This is a genomic window from Pseudomonas sp. P5_109 (assembly GCF_034009455.1).
In the GTDB taxonomy this organism is placed as follows: domain Bacteria; phylum Pseudomonadota; class Gammaproteobacteria; order Pseudomonadales; family Pseudomonadaceae; genus Aquipseudomonas.
Window position 1 is genome coordinate 3,109,027 of record NZ_CP125380.1, and the last position, 17,446, is coordinate 3,126,472.

Genomic DNA, 17,446 nt, shown 5'->3' on the forward strand with positions numbered 1-17,446 from the left:
AGCAAGCTCGCTCCTACAGGGGATCGCATCGTGGTCAGAGGCTGGATTTCTGGATGACCTGCAAGCTCATCTGCTCCAGCAGCTTGTTCATGTGAATGAACTGCGCGAAGCGTTTGTCCTGGGTCTGGCCATGGTAGAAGCGGTAGTAGATCTGCTGCACGATGCCGGCCAGGCGGAACAGGCCGTAGGTGTAGTAGAAGTCGAAATTGTCGATGCGGATGCCCGAGCGTTCGGCGTAGTAGTCGACGAACTCGCGGCGGGTCAACATGCCCGGCGCGTGGCTCGGCTGGCGGCGCATCATCTGCACCGGCGCCGGATCATCGGCTTCGATCCAGTAGGCGAGGGTGTTGCCCAGGTCCATCAACGGATCGCCGAGAGTGGTCAGTTCCCAGTCAAGCACGCCGATGATCTGCATCGGATTGTTCGGGTCGAGGATGACGTTGTCGAAGCGGTAGTCGTTGTGCACGATGCTGGAGGTCGGATGGTCGGCCGGCATCTTGTCGTTGAGCCAGGCCTTGACCGCTTCCCATTGGGGCGCATCGGGGGTCAGGGCTTTTTCGTAGCGATCGCTCCAGCCTTTGATTTGCCGCGCCACGTAGCCTTCGGGTTTACCCAGGTCGCCCAGGCCGTAGGCGTTGTAGTCGACGCGATGCAGTTCCACGAACTTGTCGATGAAGCTCTTGCACAGGGTTTCGGTTTTTGCCGAATCCAGCCCGAGTTCCGGTGGCAGTTCCGAGCGCAGGATGATGCCGTTGACCCGTTCCATCACGTAGAACTCGGCACCGATCACCGATTCGTCGGTGCAGTGAACGTAGGCTTTCGGGCAGTACGGAAAGCCGTCGCGCAGTTGATTGAGGATGCGGAATTCACGGCCCATGTCATGGGCGGATTTGGCCTTGTGGCCGAACGGCGGGCGACGCAGGACGAATTCCTGTTCGGGGTATTCCAGCAAGTAGGTGAGGTTTGAAGCGCCGCCCGGAAACTGGCTGATCTGCGGCAAACCGCTGAGCCCCGGAATATGGGCCTTGAGGTACGGATCGATCAGGCTCGCATCGAGCTCTTCGCCGGTGCGGATACGGGTGGACTGGTCATTAAGCGCCATGCTTATCCCTTCTGCTTATTCTGGAGGCCTGAAACTATTGGCTAATCTAATGCGCACACCGCTCCCCCACAACCGCGAACGGCTCTTATAGGTGAGCGTGTTGCCGGCCAATCATTGTTTTTGATACAGGTGTTTGAATCACCGTCAGTGAGCGACCTGGCTCAGGGTCGGCGGCAAGTCGATCGGCGTCAGCACCGGTTGATTGGAGAAAAACGCCACGAGGTTCTTGCCCACCAGTTCGACGGTGCCCTGGGTGGCTTCCGGGGACAGCCCGGCGACATGCGGCGTGAGGATCACGTTGCTCAGGGTCTTGAGCGCATCCGGCACTTGCGGTTCGTGATCGAACACATCCAGTGCCGCACCGGCGATCCGGCGTTGCTCCAGGGCGATGATCAGGTCAGCGGTGGCAATCACGCTGGCCCGGGCGATGTTGACGATAAACCCCTTGGGACCCAACGCGTCGAGCACCTGGCGATTGATCAGGTGCTTGGTGCCCAGGCCGCCGGGCGTGGCGACGACCAGGAAGTCCGAGGCGCGCGCCAGTTCGGTCGGGGTCGAGCAGAACGTGTAGGGCACATCGCTGCGATGCTGGCGGTTGTGGTAGCTGATGCTCATGTCGAACCCGGCGCCGGCGCGTTTGGCGATGGCCATGCCGACCGCGCCGAGGCCGAGGATGCCCAGGCGTTTGCCGGCGAGGGAAGGGCGCATGATCTTCGGCCACTCGCCGCGCCGTACGGCGGCATCACAGCGGGGTACGTCGCGCACCAGCGACAGCAGCAGCGCCATGGCATGGTCGGCGACGGACGAGGCGTTGACCCCGGCGCCGTTGGTGACGGTGATACCCCGGTTGGCGGCGGCCTGCAGGTCGACGTGTTCATAGCCGGCGCCGATCACGCAGATGATCCTGAGTTTGGGCAGCGCGGCGATTTCATCGGCATACAACCCTAATGGGCCGCGGGTGAGGACAGCATCGATCTGTCCGGCATGGCGGGCGATGGCTTCGGCGCGCTCGGCGGGCGTCGGGGCCAGAATCAGGTGAAAGCCCTGATGCTCGAGGATTGGCAGGTAATCATTGATGGTTTCAACCAGTACCAGAACGGTTACAGGCATGCTTGGCTCCCTGTGGGCATCGAAAAATCGGCTCGGACGTGATGTGAGATTGCTGATTCAAGGATAGCTTGGCAACCGCCAGCTGCGGTCAGTGTAGGAGCCTGCGGACCTTTATTGCGGCGTTTACGTCCCTTGTAGGAGCTGGCTTGCCAGCGATGGTCGTTAACGATAACGCGTATGAGCTGGATAAGCGCGGCGCGTTGGAGTCCATCGCCAGCAAGCCGGCTCCTACAGTTTGGCGTTCACATCATTTCGACCAGTACGCGGTCTCCTGTAGGAGCTGGCTTGCCAGCGATGGTCGTCAACGATAACGCGTGTGGACAGGATAAACGCGGCGCACTGGAGTCCATCGCCAGCAAGCCGGCTCCTACAGTTTGGCGTTCACACTATTTCGACTGGAACGCAGTCCCTTGTAGGAGCTGGCTTGCCAGCGATGGTCGTGAACGATAACGCGTGTGACCTGGATAAACGCGGCGCACTGGAGTCCATCGCCAGCAAGCCGGCTCCTACAGTTTGGTGTTCACATCATTTCGACTCGGACGCGGTCCCTTGTAGGAGCTGGCTTGCCAGCGATGGTCGTTAACGAAGACGCGTGTGAATTGGATAAACGCGGCGCACTTGAGTCCATCGCCAGCAAGCCGGCTCCTACAGTTTGGCGTTCACACTATTTCGACTGGAACGCGGTCCCTTGTAGGAGCTGGCTTGCCAGCGATGGTCGTTAACGAAGACGCGTATGAACCGGATAAACGCGGCGCACTTGAGTCCATCGCCAGCAAGCCGGCTCCTACAGTTTGGCGTTCACACTATTTCGACTGGAACGCAGTCCCTTGTAGGAGCTGGCTTGCCAGCGATGGTCGTTAACGATGACGCGTGTGAATTGGATAAACGCGGCGCACTTGAGTCCATCGCCAGCAAGCCGGCTCCTACAGTTTGGTGTTCACACTATTTCGACTGGAACCCGGTCCCTTGTAGGAGCTGGCTTGCCAGCGATGGTCGTTAACGATAACGCGTATGAATTGGATAAACGCGGCGCGTTGGAGTCCATCGCCGGCAAGCTGGCTCCTACAGTTTCCCGGGATTGCGGGGCATGAGAGCGGCGCGTGCGGCTTCGAGAATCTCGTCCGACAACGGATCGCCGCGGGTGGCCCGGGACAGCATCAGCGCACCGAACATCAACGAGTACTGCACCAGCGCCTGCTGCCGTTTACTGGCTGCATCCTCTGTGTCCAGCAGCGTACCCAGGGAGTCGAGCAGGTTGTTCAGGCCTTGCAGGTAGGTTTGGCGCAAACCGCTGTCGGCGGCCTCGTGGCACATGTCTCCGGCGAAGGCCACCACCGGGCAGGCGTCGCCCGGATTGTCCCGGCTTTCGTCGGACATATAGAGCTCGACCACGGCGCGATGAGCGGCGTCCTTGTTGTCATGCCCGGCCACCCGCGCTTGCCAGCGTTGCGCGGCCTGCTCGAAGGCCCGGCCACTGGCTTCCTGCGCCAGGGCTTCTTTGGATTCGAAGTGCCCGTAGAAGCCGCCGTGGGTCAGGCCCGCGGCGGCCATCACATCGACCACGCTGATCCCGTGCAAGCCGCGTTCGCGAAACAGCCGCGTGGCGGCATCGACGATAGTCTCGCGGTTGAGGTCGGCTTGTTTACGGGAAACTCGGGGCATGGGTAACTCTCGGTTCGCAGGTTGAATATCAGAGGGCGTACTGGGCAATTCCATTGCCGAACGACCAGTTCTCTTTTTTCACTTCCACCAGGTTAATGAAAACGTCCTCCAGGCGTACGGCCAGCTCTGCATTAAGGCTTTCAGCGATGGTTTTGTAGAGACGTTTTTTCTGCTCGATGGTCCGGCCTTCGCTCATGGTGATCTGGATCACCACCAGTTGGTCGGTGCGGTCGATGCCCAGGTAACCGGGATCAAAGATGAAATGCTGCTCATCGTGTTCGTTCAGGATCTGGAAGTTATCGTTTTCCGGCACGCCGATGGTGCTGTGCATGGCGGCATAGATCAGTTGGCCGATGCGCTTGGCGTGGGTGGGGTCCTGATGTTTTTTGATGTCGACGCGAACCAGTGGCATGGGAAGACTCCAGAAGGAATGCAGGTGGGTTAAAAATACATGATGGTAGACCTTTATCAAGTGCGAACTGCTCTTTGGCGATCAAGTGCCCGCACCGCAATCACCGCATTCCTTTGTAGGAGCCGACTTGCCGGCGATGGGGCCGTGGAACATGGCGGTAATCTTGAGGTCGCCATCGCTGGCAAGCCAGCTCCTACAGGGGTTTTATCGGCAACCTGGTACCACCGTTCCTCACCTAAGTCTTTGCTTCTGCTCACTAATCCCCCAGAATGCCGCCCCTGTTTCGGCCGGGCGCTGCCTGTCGGGTATTCCGACGCGTCCTGGCCGGGTGGCAAGTGACCGGAATGTGGAGATCCCACCGGATGAATGATCAGGCCAATAGCGTTAACGAACGCTATGTAGACGCGACACCAGCAACGCTGTCGAGCTGGAATCGCCAAGACACCACCTGGATGCTTGGCCTGTTTGGCACGGCGATTGGTGCGGGTACCCTGTTTTTGCCGATCAACGCAGGCCTGGGCGGTTTCTGGCCGCTGCTGGTCCTGGCGTTGCTGGCGTTCCCGATGACGTTCTACGCACACCGCGGGCTGACCCGGTTCGTGCTGTCCGGTCGCGAAGGCGCCGACATCACTGAAGTGGTGGAAGAGCATTTCGGCATCAAGGCCGGTGCGCTGATCACCTTGCTGTACTTCTTCGCCATTTTCCCGATCCTGCTGATCTACAGCGTGGCGCTGACCAACACCGTGGGCAGTTTCCTCGAGCATCAACTGCACATCACGCCGCCACCGCGCGCCGCGCTGTCGCTGGTGCTGATCCTTGGTCTGCTGGCGGTGGTGCGTTGCGGCGAGCAACTGATCGTCAAGGCCATGAGCCTGATGGTCTATCCGTTCATCGTCGCGCTGCTGTTCCTGGCGGTGTACCTGGTTCCGCACTGGAACGGCGGCATCCTGAGCACCGCCAGCAGCGTGCCGGCACCCTCGGCGCTGTTGCACACCCTGTGGCTGGCGATCCCGGTAATGGTGTTCTCGTTCAACCATTCGCCGATCATCTCGGCGTTCGCCGTGGACCAGAAGCGTCGCTACGGTGAGCACGCCGAGGAGCGCAGCTCGCAGATCCTGTCTCGCGCCCACCTGCTGATGGTGGTGATGGTGCTGTTCTTCGTCTTCAGTTGCGTGCTGACCCTGTCGCCAGCGCAACTGGCTGAAGCCAAGGCGCAGAACCTGTCGATCCTGTCGTACCTGGCCAACCACTTCAGCAATCCGACCATCGCCTTCGCGGCGCCGTTGATAGCCTTCGTGGCCATTTCCAAGTCGTTCCTTGGGCACTACATCGGTGCCAGCGAAGGTCTCAAGGGCCTGATCGTCAAGAGCGGCAAGCGTCCGTCGGCCAAGGCCCTGGACCGCATGACCGCTGCGTTCATGCTGGTAGTGTGCTGGATCGTTGCCACGCTGAACCCGAGCATTCTCGGCATGATCGAGACCCTCGGTGGCCCGGTGATCGCGGCGATCCTGTTCCTGATGCCGATGTACGCCATCCGCAAGGTGCCGGCGATGGCGCGCTATCGCGGTCAGGCGTCCAACGTCTTCGTGACGGCGGTGGGCCTGGTGGCGATTTCGGCGTTGGTCTATTCGCTGACCGCGTGATCGACCGGCCTGCTCGCGCAGTGCCGGATTGACAGCTACAGTGGCCGCTGCACGTGATACGTGCAGCGGCTTTTTTTCGCCTGGAGACACCGGATTGTCGAGCGCCCCCAACGTAAATCCCACCGAGCAACCCAACCGCTGGCAGGACCTGTTGGCCGGTCTGTCGATTGCCGGCCTGCTGCTGCCCGAAGCGGTCGCTTATTCAAGCATCGCCGCACTGGCGCCCCAGGCCGGGGTCATTGCCTTGTTCGCCGGGTTGTTGTGTTATGGCGTGTTCGGCACCAGCCGCTTTGCGATTGTCTCGGCCACTTCATCCTCCGCCGCCGTGCTGGCCGCCGCGACCGCCACCCTGGCCAATGGCAATCCCGGGCTTCGCTCGACCCTGGCTATCGGCCTGGTCCTGGTGACCGGGGTGTTTTTCTTGCTGGCGGGGCTGTTCAAGCTCGGCAGCGTGACGTCGTTCATCGCCAAACCGGTGCTGCGTGGTTTCGCCTTTGGCCTGGCGCTGACCATCATTCTCAAACAGGTTGCCAGCGTGGTTGGCGTGCATTTGACCGATGCCAACCTGGTGCGCTTTCTGCCGCAACTGCTGGAACAATTGCCGCAATGGAACTGGGTGGCAGCTGGTGTCGGGGCGGTGGCGCTGGCCTTGTTATGGCTGTTCGCCCGGTTTCGGCGCCTGCCAGGTGGATTGTTGGTGGTGGTGATCGGTATTGCCGCGGGGCAGTGGCTGGATCTGCCGGCCTATGACGTGAAGCTGATCGGCGTAATCGACCTGAGCCTGGAGGTGCCGAGGTTGCCGGTATTGCCGTTTACCGACTGGCTGCGTCTGGGTGAATTGGCGTTCGCCATGGTGATGATTCTGTACGCGGAGTCTTATGGCTCGATCAGTGCCTATGCGCTCAAGCACGGTGATCGCGTGACCTCGAACCGCGATCTGCTGGCCCTCGGCGCCTCCAACCTGCTATCCGGCCTGTTCCACGGCATGCCGGCGGGAGCGGGGTATTCGGCCACGTCGGCGAATGAGGCGGCGGGTGCCACTTCACGCCTGGCCGGTATCGTGGCGGCGCTGGTGGTGCTGGTCATTGTGCTGACGGTGCTGCCTTACATCGCGCTGACGCCGGAACCGATCCTCGCCGCCATCGTCATCCATGCCCTGGGACGCGGCTTGAGCCTGCAGCCGCTGGGACGCTATTTCATCTGGCGTCGAGACCGCTTGCTGGTGATCTGTGCCGTGGGGGCGGTGTTGCTGCTGGGGGTGCTGGACGGCTTGCTGGTGGCAGTGGCGATCAGTGTGTTGCTGATGCTCAAGCAGATGTCGGCGGCGGATATCCAGATTTTGGGGCGCATCGATGGCGGTCGCGATTTTGTCGACTTGCAGCGCCATCCAACGGCGCAAGCAGTGCCGGGCGTGTTGATTGTGCGGCCGGGTGAGGCGTTGTTCTTTGCCAACGTCGAGCGGATTCTTGGCGCTGCCTTGCGCTTGATCCGGCATTCGCAAACGCCGGTTCATACGGTGATTCTCAGTCTTGAGGAGTCCCCCGATCTGGATGGCACCAGCATCGAGGCATTGCAGGAGTTTTTTGTGCGGGTGCATCAGGAGGGCAAACGGCTGATTCTGGCGCGTCTCAAGGACGACGCACAATTGGCGTTGGCGGTGTTGCCGCAGGTGGCGGTAAGCGGGGTGGTGCTGAGTGGGTTGAGTGTGGATGGAGCGGTGCAGCAGGCGCTCAGGTTGAACACATAATTTGTGGGAGGGCTTGTGTGGCGAGGGGGCTTGCCCCCGTTGGGTCGCGCAGCGGCCCCTGCATTTCCATAACTAAACAGTGCTGACCGAATTTACGACTGCTACGCAGCCGAACGGGGGCAAGCCCCCTCGCCACAAAAGCTCCCCCACAGGTGAGTCTTCAGGCATAAAAAACGCCGCTCATCTCACGATGGGCGGCGTTTTTCATTGCGTTGCAACGTTAGGCTTGAACGACCGGGATGTTGGCGTTCGCAGCGGCTTCACGGAACTCGGCGATCTGGTCGAAGGACAGGTAGCGGTAGACATCGGCCGCCATGCTGTCGATCTTGCCAGCGTATTCCATGTACTCCTCGACGGTCGGCAGGCGACCCAGGATGGAAGCCACGGACGCCAGCTCAGCCGAAGCCAGGTAGACGTTCGCGCCGTCACCCAGGCGGTTCGGGAAGTTACGGGTCGAAGTCGACACAACGGTCGAGTTCGGCTCTACACGTGCCTGGTTACCCATGCACAGCGAGCAGCCCGGCATTTCCATGCGCGCGCCGGCCTTGCCGTAGATGCCGTAGTAGCCTTCTTCGGTCAGCTGGTGAGCGTCCATCTTGGTCGGCGGCGAGAGCCACAGACGGGTTGGCAACTGACCCTTGACCTGTTCCAGCAGTTTACCGGCAGCGCGGAAGTGACCGATGTTGGTCATGCACGAACCGATGAACACTTCGTCGATCTTCTCGCCAGCAACGCTGGAGAGCAGGCGAGCGTCGTCCGGGTCGTTCGGCGCGCAGAGCACTGGCTCCTTGATGTCGGCCAGGTCGATCTCGATGATTTCAGCGTATTCAGCGTCTTTGTCCGCTTGCAGCAGCTCAGGGTTGGCCAGCCAGGCTTCCATCGCTTGAGCGCGACGTTCCAGAGTACGTGCATCGCCGTAGCCTTCGCCGATCATCCAGCGCAGCAGGGTGATGTTGGACTGCAGGTACTCGGCAATCGACTCTTTGGACAGCTGGATGGTGCAACCGGCAGCCGAACGTTCAGCCGAGGCGTCAGACAGTTCGAAGGCTTGCTCGACGGTCAGCTTAGGCAGACCTTCGATCTCCAGGATGCGACCGGAGAAGGCGTTCTTCTTGCCTTTCTTCTCTACGGTCAGCAGGCCAGCCTGGATCGCGTAGTAAGGAATGGCGTGAACCAGGTCACGCAGGGTGACGCCTGGCTGCAGTTCGCCTTTGAAGCGAACCAGGATCGACTCAGGCATGTCCAGCGGCATGACGCCGGTGGCAGCGGCGAACGCGACCAGGCCGGAACCGGCCGGGAACGAGATGCCGATCGGGAAACGGGTGTGCGAGTCACCACCGGTACCGACGGTGTCTGGCAGCAGCATGCGGTTCAGCCACGAGTGGATGATGCCGTCGCCCGGACGCAGGGAAACACCGCCGCGGGTCATGATGAAGTCAGGCAGGGTGTGGTGGGTGGTCACGTCGATCGGCTTAGGGTAAGCCGCGGTGTGGCAGAAGGACTGCATCACCAGATCGGTCGAGAAGCCCAGGCACGCCAGGTCTTTCAGTTCGTCGCGGGTCATGGGACCGGTGGTGTCCTGGGAACCCACGGTGGTCATCTTCGGTTCGCAGTAGGTGCCCGGACGAACGCCGGTCACGCCGCAAGCCTTGCCGACCATTTTCTGCGCCAGGGTGAAACCCTTGGTGCTTTCAGCCGGTGCTTCAGGCTTCTTGAACAGGTCCGAAGGTGCCAGGCCCAGCTCGGTGCGAGCCTTCTCGGTCAGGCCACGGCCGATGATCAGCGGGATACGGCCGCCGGCACGTACTTCGTCCAACAGGACCGGGGTCTTCATTTCGAAGGTGGTCAGGACTTCGTCGGTGCCGTGCTTGCAGACTTTGCCAGCATGCGGGTACAGGTCGATCACGTCGCCCATGTGCATGTTGGAAACGTCGAATTCGATTGGCAGTGCGCCAGCATCTTCCATGGTGTTGTAGAAGATCGGAGCGATTTTGCTGCCGAAGCAGAAACCGCCGGCGCGCTTGTTCGGCACGTAAGGAACGTCGTCACCGAAGAACCACAGCACCGAGTTGGTGGCCGATTTACGCGAAGAACCGGTACCGACCACGTCACCGACGTAGGCGATCGGGAAGCCGGCGTTGCGCATCTCTTCGATCTGCTTCATCGGACCGGTGACGCCTTGTGCGTCAGGCACGATGCCGTCGCGAGCCATTTTCAGCATGGCCAGGGCGTGCAGCGGGATGTCCGGGCGGGACCAGGCATCAGGAGCAGGGGACAGGTCGTCGGTGTTGGTTTCGCCGGTGACCTTGAACACGCGCAGGCTGATTTTGTCGGCCAGGGTCGGGCGCTTCACGAACCACTCGCCGTCCGCCCAGGATTGCAGGACGCCTTTGGCGTGAACGTTGCCGTTCTTGGCTTTTTCAGCCACGTCGTGGAAGGCATCGAACATCAGCAGGGTGTGCTTGAGTTCTTCGGCAGCTACCGGAGCCAGTTCGGCGTCGTCCAGCAGGTTGACCAGCGTCACGATGTTGTAGCCGCCCTGCATGGTGCCGAGCAGTTCAACAGCGCGCTTCTTGTCGATCAGGGGGGATTTGGCTTCGCCTTTGGCGAGGGCGGACAGGAAGCCGGCCTTTACATAGGCTGCTTCGTCCACGCCTGGCGGAACGCGATTGGTGATCAGGTCAACGAGGAATGCTTCTTCGCCAGCCGGGGGATTTTTCAGCAGCTCGACCAGGCCTGCAGTTTGTTCGGCGTTTAGCGGCTGGGGAACGATACCCAGTGCTGCGCGCTCTTCGATATGTTTGCGGTAGGCTTCAAGCACAGTTATTACCCTCATCAGTGGTCCCAAATGGGTGTCCGGGACGCTCATCCCGAAATTGCCGTACTCATGCGCTGCATGGCGTTGTGAGCCACTTAGCCAGAATTACCGACAATTCCTTACAGAAGCTGCTTTCAAAGTTTTACGCCTGCAGAACGGGAGCTGATGAGGGTTGGCGTTGGGCTTTTCCCCGCTGGAAAAACCCATCGCCAACACCGCTCTGAAGGAACGACTGTGCTCGTGACGCTTTGAAAACAGCTTCTAACGGACATTGGCGCCTAAAAAGGCAGGCTGATTCTACGGCAAAAAAAAAATTAAGGTAAGTCAGGTTTTATTGGACTTTGGTGGAGGCGGCCAGCAAGGTGCCATTGACCTTAACCCTTTGACTTTGAGGGGTGATGAATATCGGACAAAGGGCTAACATGCCGGCCTGTTCTGCTTTTCGCGTTTTTGCCTACCTATGCCCAATCAGACCATCAAGACGCCGTGCGTCGGCCTTTGCTCCACTGTTTACGGTGACCTGGTGTGCCGTGGCTGCAAGCGTTTCCACCATGAAGTGATCCACTGGAACGGTTACAACGAGGAAGAAAAGCGCGCGGTATGGCTGCGTCTCGAGCAGTTGCTGTCCCAGGTGATGGCCGCCAAGGTGGAAATTTTCGACCCGGCATTGCTGCGAATGCAACTGGAACAGCGCAAGATCCGTTTCGTGCCCCATCAGTCGGAATATTGCTGGGCCTACCAGTTGATCGCCCGGGGCGCGCGGGTGATCAATAATCTGGAAGCTTACGGGATGGTGTTGCTGCCGGAGTTTCGCGAGTGGAACCTGCCGGAATTGCGCGATGCCATTGATCGGGAATTTTTCCTGCTCTCCGAGGCGCATTACCAGCGCTACATTGCGCCGGGGTTCCTCAAGGACGCCTTCGGCGGCTGAGCCACCGAACTGTGGCGAGGGAGCTTGCTCCCGCTCGGCGGCGCAGCCGTCGCAAATTGAGCTGGCACAGTACATCTGCCGGAATGCAGGGGGCCGCTTCGCGACCCAACGGGGGCAAGCCCCCTCGCCACAAAAGCATGTTCGGCCTCAACGCTTGACGGCCATTTCCTCCAGATGATCCTCGATCTCCTGCGGCTTGAGCACCAGTACATCGCTCTCCACCGCATCAAGCACCACTTCCGCCGTATTACCGATCAACGCCCCTGACAACCCGCTACGCGCCACGGTACCGATCACCGTCACCGCCGCCTGCAGTTTGTGCACCATGAACGGAATCAACACGTCCGCCGGGCCTTCCTCGATGTGCAGGTGTTCATCGTCGATGTCGAATTCAGCCTGGAACGACTTGCATTGCTCGCGGTAGCGCGCCTGGATGGTTTCGCTGAGTTGAAACGTCGGGTCGGCCGACGACAGCATCGGCGACGGGTGGGCGCTGATCACGTGCAAGTGCGCCTTGGCCAGGGTTGCAATGTCATAGCCATGATCGATGATGGTGTCGTGCAGGTGGCGATGTTCGCCGTCGGCGTTGCCCACGTCGACAGCTGCCAGGATCACTTTGTCTTTCCATGAGCCAGCGGTTTTCACCAACAGTACCGGGGAAGGGCATTCGCGCAGCAATTTCCAGTCCTCGGGTGTCAGCAGGGCCTTTTTCAGTGCGCTGTCGGGAAAGTGCTGCTTCACCACAAGACCACAGCCTTCGGCTTGCTGCACATCGATGATGGTTTGATGCAGGCTCTGGTTCCAGGCCTGCTCGGTGGTGACGTTGTAACCGTCTTCCAGCAAAGCGGCCTTGAGCACACCCAACATGGCGCTGTGATCATGCTTGGGGTCGCACACCAGCAGATGCAACTGGGCCTGGGTCACACCGGCGATCAGCTTCGCCCGTTTGAGCGCCAGGCTTTCGGAGTGTTCGGGTTCGATGACCACCAGAATGCTGCGTACGGCTTGCATGATCGCTATCTCCTGAAAATGAAAAGGCACGGCGTTGCACAACTATAGTTGCTGCCGACGATTCGGTGACTTGATGCATATCAACGGTTGGCGACTGGTGGTCTGCGGGCAGGCCGGTATAATCGGCGCCCTTCGTTTTGAACCTATTTTTCCGTGAGCCCCATGATCCTTCCCGAAATTCACGAGTTCCTTGGCTGCCGCACCCCCGACGGCTGGATCCAGGCCGCGCTGGCCGATCAGGAAACCCTGCTGATCGACCACAAGAACTGCGAATTCAAGGCCGCCAGCACCGCGTTGAGCCTGATCGCCAAGTATCACTCCCACGTCGATCTGATCAACATGATGTCGCGCCTGGCCCGGGAAGAACTGGTGCACCACGAACAGGTCATGCGCCTGATGAAACGCCGCAAGATCGAATTGCGCCAGCTGTCGGCGGGGCGTTATGCCTCGGGGCTGCGCAAGGTGGTGCGCAGTCACGAGCCGGTAAAGCTGGTGGATACATTGGTGGTGGGGGCGTTCATCGAGGCCCGCAGTTGCGAGCGATTCGAAGCGCTGGTGCCGCATCTGGACGAGGAGCTGGGCAAGTTCTATTTCGGTTTGCTCAAGAGCGAGGCCCGGCATTTCCAGGGGTACCTGAAGCTGGCTTACCAGTACGGCGACGCCAAGGACATTGCCCAGGTGATCGACAAGGTCCGCGCCGCCGAGCAGGAGCTCATCGAATCCCCGGATGTGGAGTTCCGTTTCCACAGCGGTGTACCGGCTGCGGCGTAACCCCTGCAGGCGCTGCCCGGTTGCGCGGCGGTGGCGCTTGCACCGAAAAGTCGCCAGTGATTTTTTGTGGTCCTGAACTACAGTCAACGGGTCACCGGTCATGCTGTAGACGGTATTTTCAGGAATCATCCCAATGCAAGCATTCACGATCAAGCATATCGATCACATTGTCCTGCGCGTCGAGGATCTCGAACGAAGCATCACTTTTTACGGCGAGGTTTTCGGTGCCGAACTGGTCAAGCGCCGCGACGATCTGGGCATGGTGCACTTGCGTGCGGGCACCTCGATGATCGACCTCGTCGACATTCATGGCGAGCTCGGCCGCAAGGGCGGTGCTGCCGCAGCCCGCGAGCGGCGCAACGTCGATCATTTCTGCCTGCGCATCGAACCGTTCGACGAGGAAGCGCTGATCAGTCACTTACAGTCCTTCGGCCTGACTCCCGAGAAAGCCGCCGTGCGCTTCGGCGCCGACGGCCGTGGGCTGTCTATCTATTGCTTCGATCCGGACGGCAACCAGGTCGAACTGAAAGGGCCGTCCCAAGCGTAAGGATCATGCCTGTTTCCGGGGTTGCGTGAAGAAAAAAACCGGCCAGTTGGGGCAATGCTGTTCACTTAAGCGAATGTGGTCCTCTGTAGGAGCGAGCTTGCTCGCGATGGTCGTTAACGATAACGCGTATTTACTGGCTAAACGCGGCGCTCTTGAGTCCATCGCGAGCAAGCTCGCTCCTACAATTTCCTTAACTGAACAGCATTAGGTCAGTTGGCCGGTTTTTCGTGTCAGGCGTTCCGCTTCAGAAATCCCACGTTGTGGTCAGCATCACGTTGCGTGGTTCGCCGTAGTAGGTGGTGTCGAAGTTGCCCAGTCCCGTCAGGTAGCGTTTGTCGAAGACGTTGTTGGCATTGACGGTGAAGCTCAGGTTCTCGTTGAACTGGTAGCGGCTCATCAGGTCGACGAGGGTGTAGCCGCCTTGCTTGATGCGGGTGTAGTCGCCCACGGTCGGGCTGTAGATCTTGCCGTAGAACGCACTCTGCCAGCTGATGCCGCCACCGATGGTCACCTGATCCAGTGCGCCGGGCAGGCGGTAGGTGGTGAACGTGCGCACGACGTGTTCCGGTTTGCTGGTCGACAGCGGGAAGCCAAAGATGCGCTGTTCATCGGCGTCACGGGTGCGGGCGTAGGTGTAGCCGGCCGACACGTTCCAGCCATCGGTCACTTCACCGGCCAGTTCCAGTTCCACGCCTTTGGTGGTTGCGCCGTCGATGGCTTTGTAGATGCCTTCGTTGGTCACCGGGTTGGTGCCGATCGATTCGGCGACACCGTCTTGTTCGATGCGGAAGAAGGCCAGGCTGGCGTTCAGTCTGCCGTCGAAGTAAGCGGCTTTCAGGCCGGCTTCGTAGCTGTCGCCTTCGACCGGAGCCAGGGTCGAACCGTTGATGTCCTTGTAGGTTTGCGGCTGGTAGATGCTGGTGTAGCTGGCGTAGGCCGAATAGGTGTCGTCCAGGTCATAAACCACGCCGGCATAAGGCGTGACCACGCCATGTTCCTTGTAGCTGGCATGGGTGTCATCCAGGCCGACACCCGGATAGTACGAATAGTCTTCATTGTACTTGTAGGTGCTCAAGCGGCTGCCGAGGATGATCGACAGGTCGTCGGTCGCGTGCAGGCGCGTGGCCAGGTACAGGCCGTTCTGGCTCTGGGTGCGTTCGTATTTGCCGTTTTTCGGGAAGTTCTGTTCTGGCAGATCGCCGTTCCAGTCGTAGATGCCCCCCGGGACCGTGGCAAAAGCGCTGGTGTCGAAGGTCGCGCCGGTCTGGCGCGAGTGGGAAGCCATGAAGCCCGCCGTCAGCTCATGTTCGCGGCCACCCAGGGTAAAGGGGCCGGAGACGTTGACGTCAGCGGTGTTTTGCACGCGATGACCTTCCCAGCGCCCCCAGTACAGGAACATGCCTTCGCCGGTTGCGCGGTCCGGGTTGCCGCCGCTGGCCGAGGCCAGTCGAGTGTCGTGATCGGTGGTTTTCTGGTCGAAGGTGGCCTTGAACTTCCAGTCGTTGGCCAGGGCCTGCTCCAGGGAGGCGAAGTAGGTGATGTCGTCGAAGTCGCGACGACTCCAGTCGGCGCCCGGGTTGAAGTGACGCGGGAAGTCGGTACGCCCGCCATCGGAGAAGTACACCGGGTTGCCGGTCCAGGACGAACCGCGCGGGGTGGCGCTTGACTTGTCGACGCCAAAGGTCAGCAGGGTGTCGGGTGTCAGGTCGGCTTCGAGAATGCCGTAGAACAGGTCTTTCTTCTGGCTGTAATGGTCCTGGTAGGAGTTCTTGTCGGAATAGGCGCCGACGAAGCGGCCACGCACGCTGCCGGAATCGTTCAGCGAGCCGGAAATGTCGCCGACGCTGCGATAGGCGTCCCACGAACCGACGGTCCCACTGATCGACGCCTTGAATTCCTTGGTCGGCTTCTTGCGGATCAGGTTGACGGTGGCGGACGGGTCGCCCGCACCGGTCATCAAGCCGGTCGCGCCCTTGACGATCTCGATGCGGTCCAGGCTGGACGCGTCGTCGCCGTTGGCAGGGTTTTCACCGTAGACACCGTCATACGGAATGTTGATGCCGTCGTACTGGAAGTTGGTGATGGCAAAGCCACGGGCGGAAAATTCGGTACGGTCACTGTCGTACTTCTGCGTCGAAATGCCGGGGGTGTTGCGCAGAGCATCGCCGACGCTCTGCACACCACGGTCGTCCATCTGCTGGCGGGTGATGACCGTCACCGATTGCGGCGTCTCGCGGATCGACAGGGGCAGGCCGGTGGCCGAAGACGTGGATCCGGTGGTGTACGAGTGAGTGCCTTCGGTGGTGGCGCCCAGTGCCTGGCCGGAAATGGTCGTGGCGCCCAGTTGCAGTACGCCGTCGTCCCTGGCCGGCTTCTTTTCGGCATCGGTTTCAGCAGCGTGGGCAACGAGGCTCAGCAGGGCGGCGGGCAGGGCCAGCGCCAGAGGGCACAAGGCAAAACGGAAACGGGCGACAAGCTGGTGCGACATGGGGATCCCTTTGCATCGAATCGATCGGTAGTTGAAGTGCTTCTGAGGGGTTAACCGAACGAAAAACGCAAAGGGGAACTGCCGTGTGAAAAAAATTGATAATTATTCTCAGCGAGCCAGGCCGAGACGTTCATGCCACTGGGCGATGGATTCTTCGGGGTACCGTTCGAACTGCTGATCCCCGGGCTGCGCCTGGACCTCCACCCACGGCGCTTTCGAGCCGAGCATCAGGTGCGTGTGCTCCGGCGGCACCGGCAGCGGCGTGTCGATGGCCGAGGCGAAGGGGTGAACCAACTCAGGCCATTCGGGGCTGAACAGCCACAGGCCCGAGCCACATACCGAGCAGAAATGCCGCTCGGCGGTGCTGCTGTGGGCGCGCTTGTCGCCTTCCTCCTTGAGCCGCGCATGGTAGATCGCGATGTGCTTGCGCCCGCGAACCTTGAGGCTGGCGGCATCGCCCCCGAGGTTGATCGCATAGCCGCCGCCACCTTGGGTCTTGCGACAGATCGAGCAGTAGCAACGCTGGTAAGGGTAGGGGTGGGCGCTGGTCAGGCTGAACGACACCGCGCCGCAATGACAGGAACCTTCGAGTTGCATGAGAGCCTCCGGCTGTCTTGGACGTACCCAGGACAGCCTAGACCGTCGCGGCTATTGGACAGGCACCAGAATCGCGTCGCCGGTCGCCACCAGTTTCAACTGATCGCCGCTTTGCGCGAACAACTCGGCGCGGGCGAATACCTGCTTCTTGCCGGCCTTCACCACGCGACCCCGGGCGATGAACACTTCACCCACCGCAGGCGCAAGGCAATTGACCGAGAAGTGCGAGGCCAGCACGTTGCCGGCGACCGTCCCGGCGGCAAAACCGCAGGCGGTATCGAGCATCGCGCCAATCAGGCCGGCATGCAGGAAGCCGGCGTATTGCGCCATGTCGGCTTCGCGAAAAGCCAGGGTGAGTTCGGCTTCGCCGCTTTCGGCGCGGGTCACTTCGAAGCCGGCCCAGCGGTTGAAGGCCGAGGTCGAGTTGATCTGTTTGAGTGTGTCGAGCATGGCGTATCCCTCCGGTTGAGGCATCAACATGCGCCGGGTTTTGGGGCGTGTCATCGTTGATCAGCCCGCGTGATAGGCCGTTGGAGGGGTGGTGAATGCGCCGGCCTCTTCGCAAGCCCGCTCCCACAGGGGATTGCGTTCCAAATGTGGGAGCGGG

Annotated in this window: 14 protein-coding genes; 5 read left to right on the top strand and 9 right to left on the bottom strand. The window is 60.7% G+C overall.

All coding sequences use genetic code 11. From position 1 onward, the window contains the following. Positions 1-34 precede the first annotated feature (34 nt). The 4 genes from QMK54_RS14165 to QMK54_RS14180 form a co-directional block, all read right to left on the bottom strand. Positions 35-1,102, bottom strand: a complete 1,068-nt coding sequence (locus tag QMK54_RS14165; RefSeq protein WP_110659640.1) for a phosphotransferase family protein — start codon at positions 1,100-1,102, stop codon at positions 35-37. A 144-nt stretch (positions 1,103-1,246) separates the two neighbouring features. Continuing rightward, positions 1,247-2,212: a 2-hydroxyacid dehydrogenase gene (locus tag QMK54_RS14170; RefSeq protein ID WP_110659639.1), complete on the bottom strand. Its 966-nt coding sequence runs from the start codon at positions 2,210-2,212 to the stop codon at positions 1,247-1,249. 1,062 nt (positions 2,213-3,274) lie between these two features. Next, positions 3,275-3,874 (bottom strand): TetR/AcrR family transcriptional regulator, encoded by a 600-nt coding sequence (locus QMK54_RS14175; protein ID WP_320402753.1) that lies wholly within the window; start codon positions 3,872-3,874, stop codon positions 3,275-3,277. Positions 3,875-3,902: 28 nt separating this feature from the next. Then, a complete protein-coding gene (locus QMK54_RS14180) occupies positions 3,903-4,286 on the bottom strand; it encodes a tautomerase family protein (RefSeq protein WP_110662100.1) in 384 nt (127 codons plus the stop codon). A 362-nt stretch (positions 4,287-4,648) separates the two neighbouring features. On the opposite strand from QMK54_RS14180, the gene QMK54_RS14185 reads away from it, so the two are divergent. Both QMK54_RS14185 and QMK54_RS14190 read left to right on the top strand, forming a co-directional pair. After that, the gene (locus QMK54_RS14185) at positions 4,649-5,929 is read left to right on the top strand and encodes a serine/threonine transporter (RefSeq protein WP_223591859.1); all 1,281 of its coding nucleotides are present in this window, start codon (positions 4,649-4,651) and stop codon (positions 5,927-5,929) included. 94 nt (positions 5,930-6,023) lie between these two features. Further along, positions 6,024-7,676 carry a SulP family inorganic anion transporter gene (locus QMK54_RS14190; RefSeq protein WP_223591867.1) on the top strand — a complete coding sequence of 551 codons (1,653 nt, stop codon included), beginning with the start codon at positions 6,024-6,026 and terminating at the stop codon, positions 7,674-7,676. Between the two features lie 220 nt (positions 7,677-7,896). Here the strand turns inward: QMK54_RS14190 and acnB are convergent, their stop codons facing one another. Next, positions 7,897-10,497 carry a bifunctional aconitate hydratase 2/2-methylisocitrate dehydratase gene (gene acnB, locus QMK54_RS14195; RefSeq protein WP_320402911.1) on the bottom strand — a complete coding sequence of 867 codons (2,601 nt, stop codon included), beginning with the start codon at positions 10,495-10,497 and terminating at the stop codon, positions 7,897-7,899. A gap of 457 nt (positions 10,498-10,954) precedes the next feature. On the opposite strand from acnB, the gene QMK54_RS14200 reads away from it, so the two are divergent. Next, positions 10,955-11,425 carry a DUF1289 domain-containing protein gene (locus QMK54_RS14200; RefSeq protein ID WP_056727706.1) on the top strand — a complete coding sequence of 157 codons (471 nt, stop codon included), beginning with the start codon at positions 10,955-10,957 and terminating at the stop codon, positions 11,423-11,425. Positions 11,426-11,572: 147 nt separating this feature from the next. Here the strand turns inward: QMK54_RS14200 and QMK54_RS14205 are convergent, their stop codons facing one another. Continuing rightward, positions 11,573-12,436, bottom strand: a complete 864-nt coding sequence (locus QMK54_RS14205) for a universal stress protein (protein ID WP_223591898.1) — start codon at positions 12,434-12,436, stop codon at positions 11,573-11,575. Positions 12,437-12,598: 162 nt separating this feature from the next. Here QMK54_RS14205 and QMK54_RS14210 point away from each other — a divergent pair, with 162 nt between their 5' ends. Together QMK54_RS14210 and QMK54_RS14215 are read left to right on the top strand one after the other, a co-directional pair. Further along, positions 12,599-13,207, top strand: coding sequence for a tRNA-(ms[2]io[6]A)-hydroxylase (locus QMK54_RS14210; RefSeq protein WP_007986374.1), 609 nt, complete (start codon positions 12,599-12,601; stop codon positions 13,205-13,207). A gap of 133 nt (positions 13,208-13,340) precedes the next feature. Further along, the gene (locus QMK54_RS14215) at positions 13,341-13,754 is read left to right on the top strand and encodes a VOC family protein (protein ID WP_110662749.1); all 414 of its coding nucleotides are present in this window, start codon (positions 13,341-13,343) and stop codon (positions 13,752-13,754) included. 244 nt (positions 13,755-13,998) lie between these two features. Here the strand turns inward: QMK54_RS14215 and QMK54_RS14220 are convergent, their stop codons facing one another. The 3 genes from QMK54_RS14220 to QMK54_RS14230 form a co-directional block, all read right to left on the bottom strand. After that, complete coding sequence (locus QMK54_RS14220) at positions 13,999-16,242, bottom strand: TonB-dependent siderophore receptor (RefSeq protein WP_320402754.1); 2,244 nt, start codon at positions 16,240-16,242, stop codon at positions 13,999-14,001. Positions 16,243-16,350: 108 nt separating this feature from the next. Then, the gene (locus tag QMK54_RS14225) at positions 16,351-16,839 is read right to left on the bottom strand and encodes a GFA family protein (protein ID WP_223591904.1); all 489 of its coding nucleotides are present in this window, start codon (positions 16,837-16,839) and stop codon (positions 16,351-16,353) included. A 51-nt stretch (positions 16,840-16,890) separates the two neighbouring features. Next, positions 16,891-17,289, bottom strand: a complete 399-nt coding sequence (locus QMK54_RS14230) for a PaaI family thioesterase (RefSeq protein WP_110660481.1) — start codon at positions 17,287-17,289, stop codon at positions 16,891-16,893. Between the last annotated feature and the right edge of the window lie 157 nt (positions 17,290-17,446).

Coding starts and splice junctions, on each gene's coding strand:
- QMK54_RS14220 (WP_320402754.1), bottom strand. CDS start 16,242: ATGTCGCACCAGCTTGTCGCCCGTTTCCGTTTTGCCTTGTGCCCTCTG.
- QMK54_RS14225 (WP_223591904.1), bottom strand. CDS start 16,839: ATGCAACTCGAAGGTTCCTGTCATTGCGGCGCGGTGTCGTTCAGCCTG.
- QMK54_RS14175 (WP_320402753.1), bottom strand. CDS start 3,874: ATGCCCCGAGTTTCCCGTAAACAAGCCGACCTCAACCGCGAGACTATC.
- QMK54_RS14215 (WP_110662749.1), top strand. CDS start 13,341: ATGCAAGCATTCACGATCAAGCATATCGATCACATTGTCCTGCGCGTC.
- QMK54_RS14210 (WP_007986374.1), top strand. CDS start 12,599: ATGATCCTTCCCGAAATTCACGAGTTCCTTGGCTGCCGCACCCCCGAC.
- QMK54_RS14170 (WP_110659639.1), bottom strand. CDS start 2,212: ATGCCTGTAACCGTTCTGGTACTGGTTGAAACCATCAATGATTACCTG.
- QMK54_RS14165 (WP_110659640.1), bottom strand. CDS start 1,102: ATGGCGCTTAATGACCAGTCCACCCGTATCCGCACCGGCGAAGAGCTC.
- QMK54_RS14205 (WP_223591898.1), bottom strand. CDS start 12,436: ATGCAAGCCGTACGCAGCATTCTGGTGGTCATCGAACCCGAACACTCC.
- QMK54_RS14200 (WP_056727706.1), top strand. CDS start 10,955: ATGCCCAATCAGACCATCAAGACGCCGTGCGTCGGCCTTTGCTCCACT.
- QMK54_RS14230 (WP_110660481.1), bottom strand. CDS start 17,289: ATGCTCGACACACTCAAACAGATCAACTCGACCTCGGCCTTCAACCGC.
- QMK54_RS14180 (WP_110662100.1), bottom strand. CDS start 4,286: ATGCCACTGGTTCGCGTCGACATCAAAAAACATCAGGACCCCACCCAC.
- QMK54_RS14185 (WP_223591859.1), top strand. CDS start 4,649: ATGAATGATCAGGCCAATAGCGTTAACGAACGCTATGTAGACGCGACA.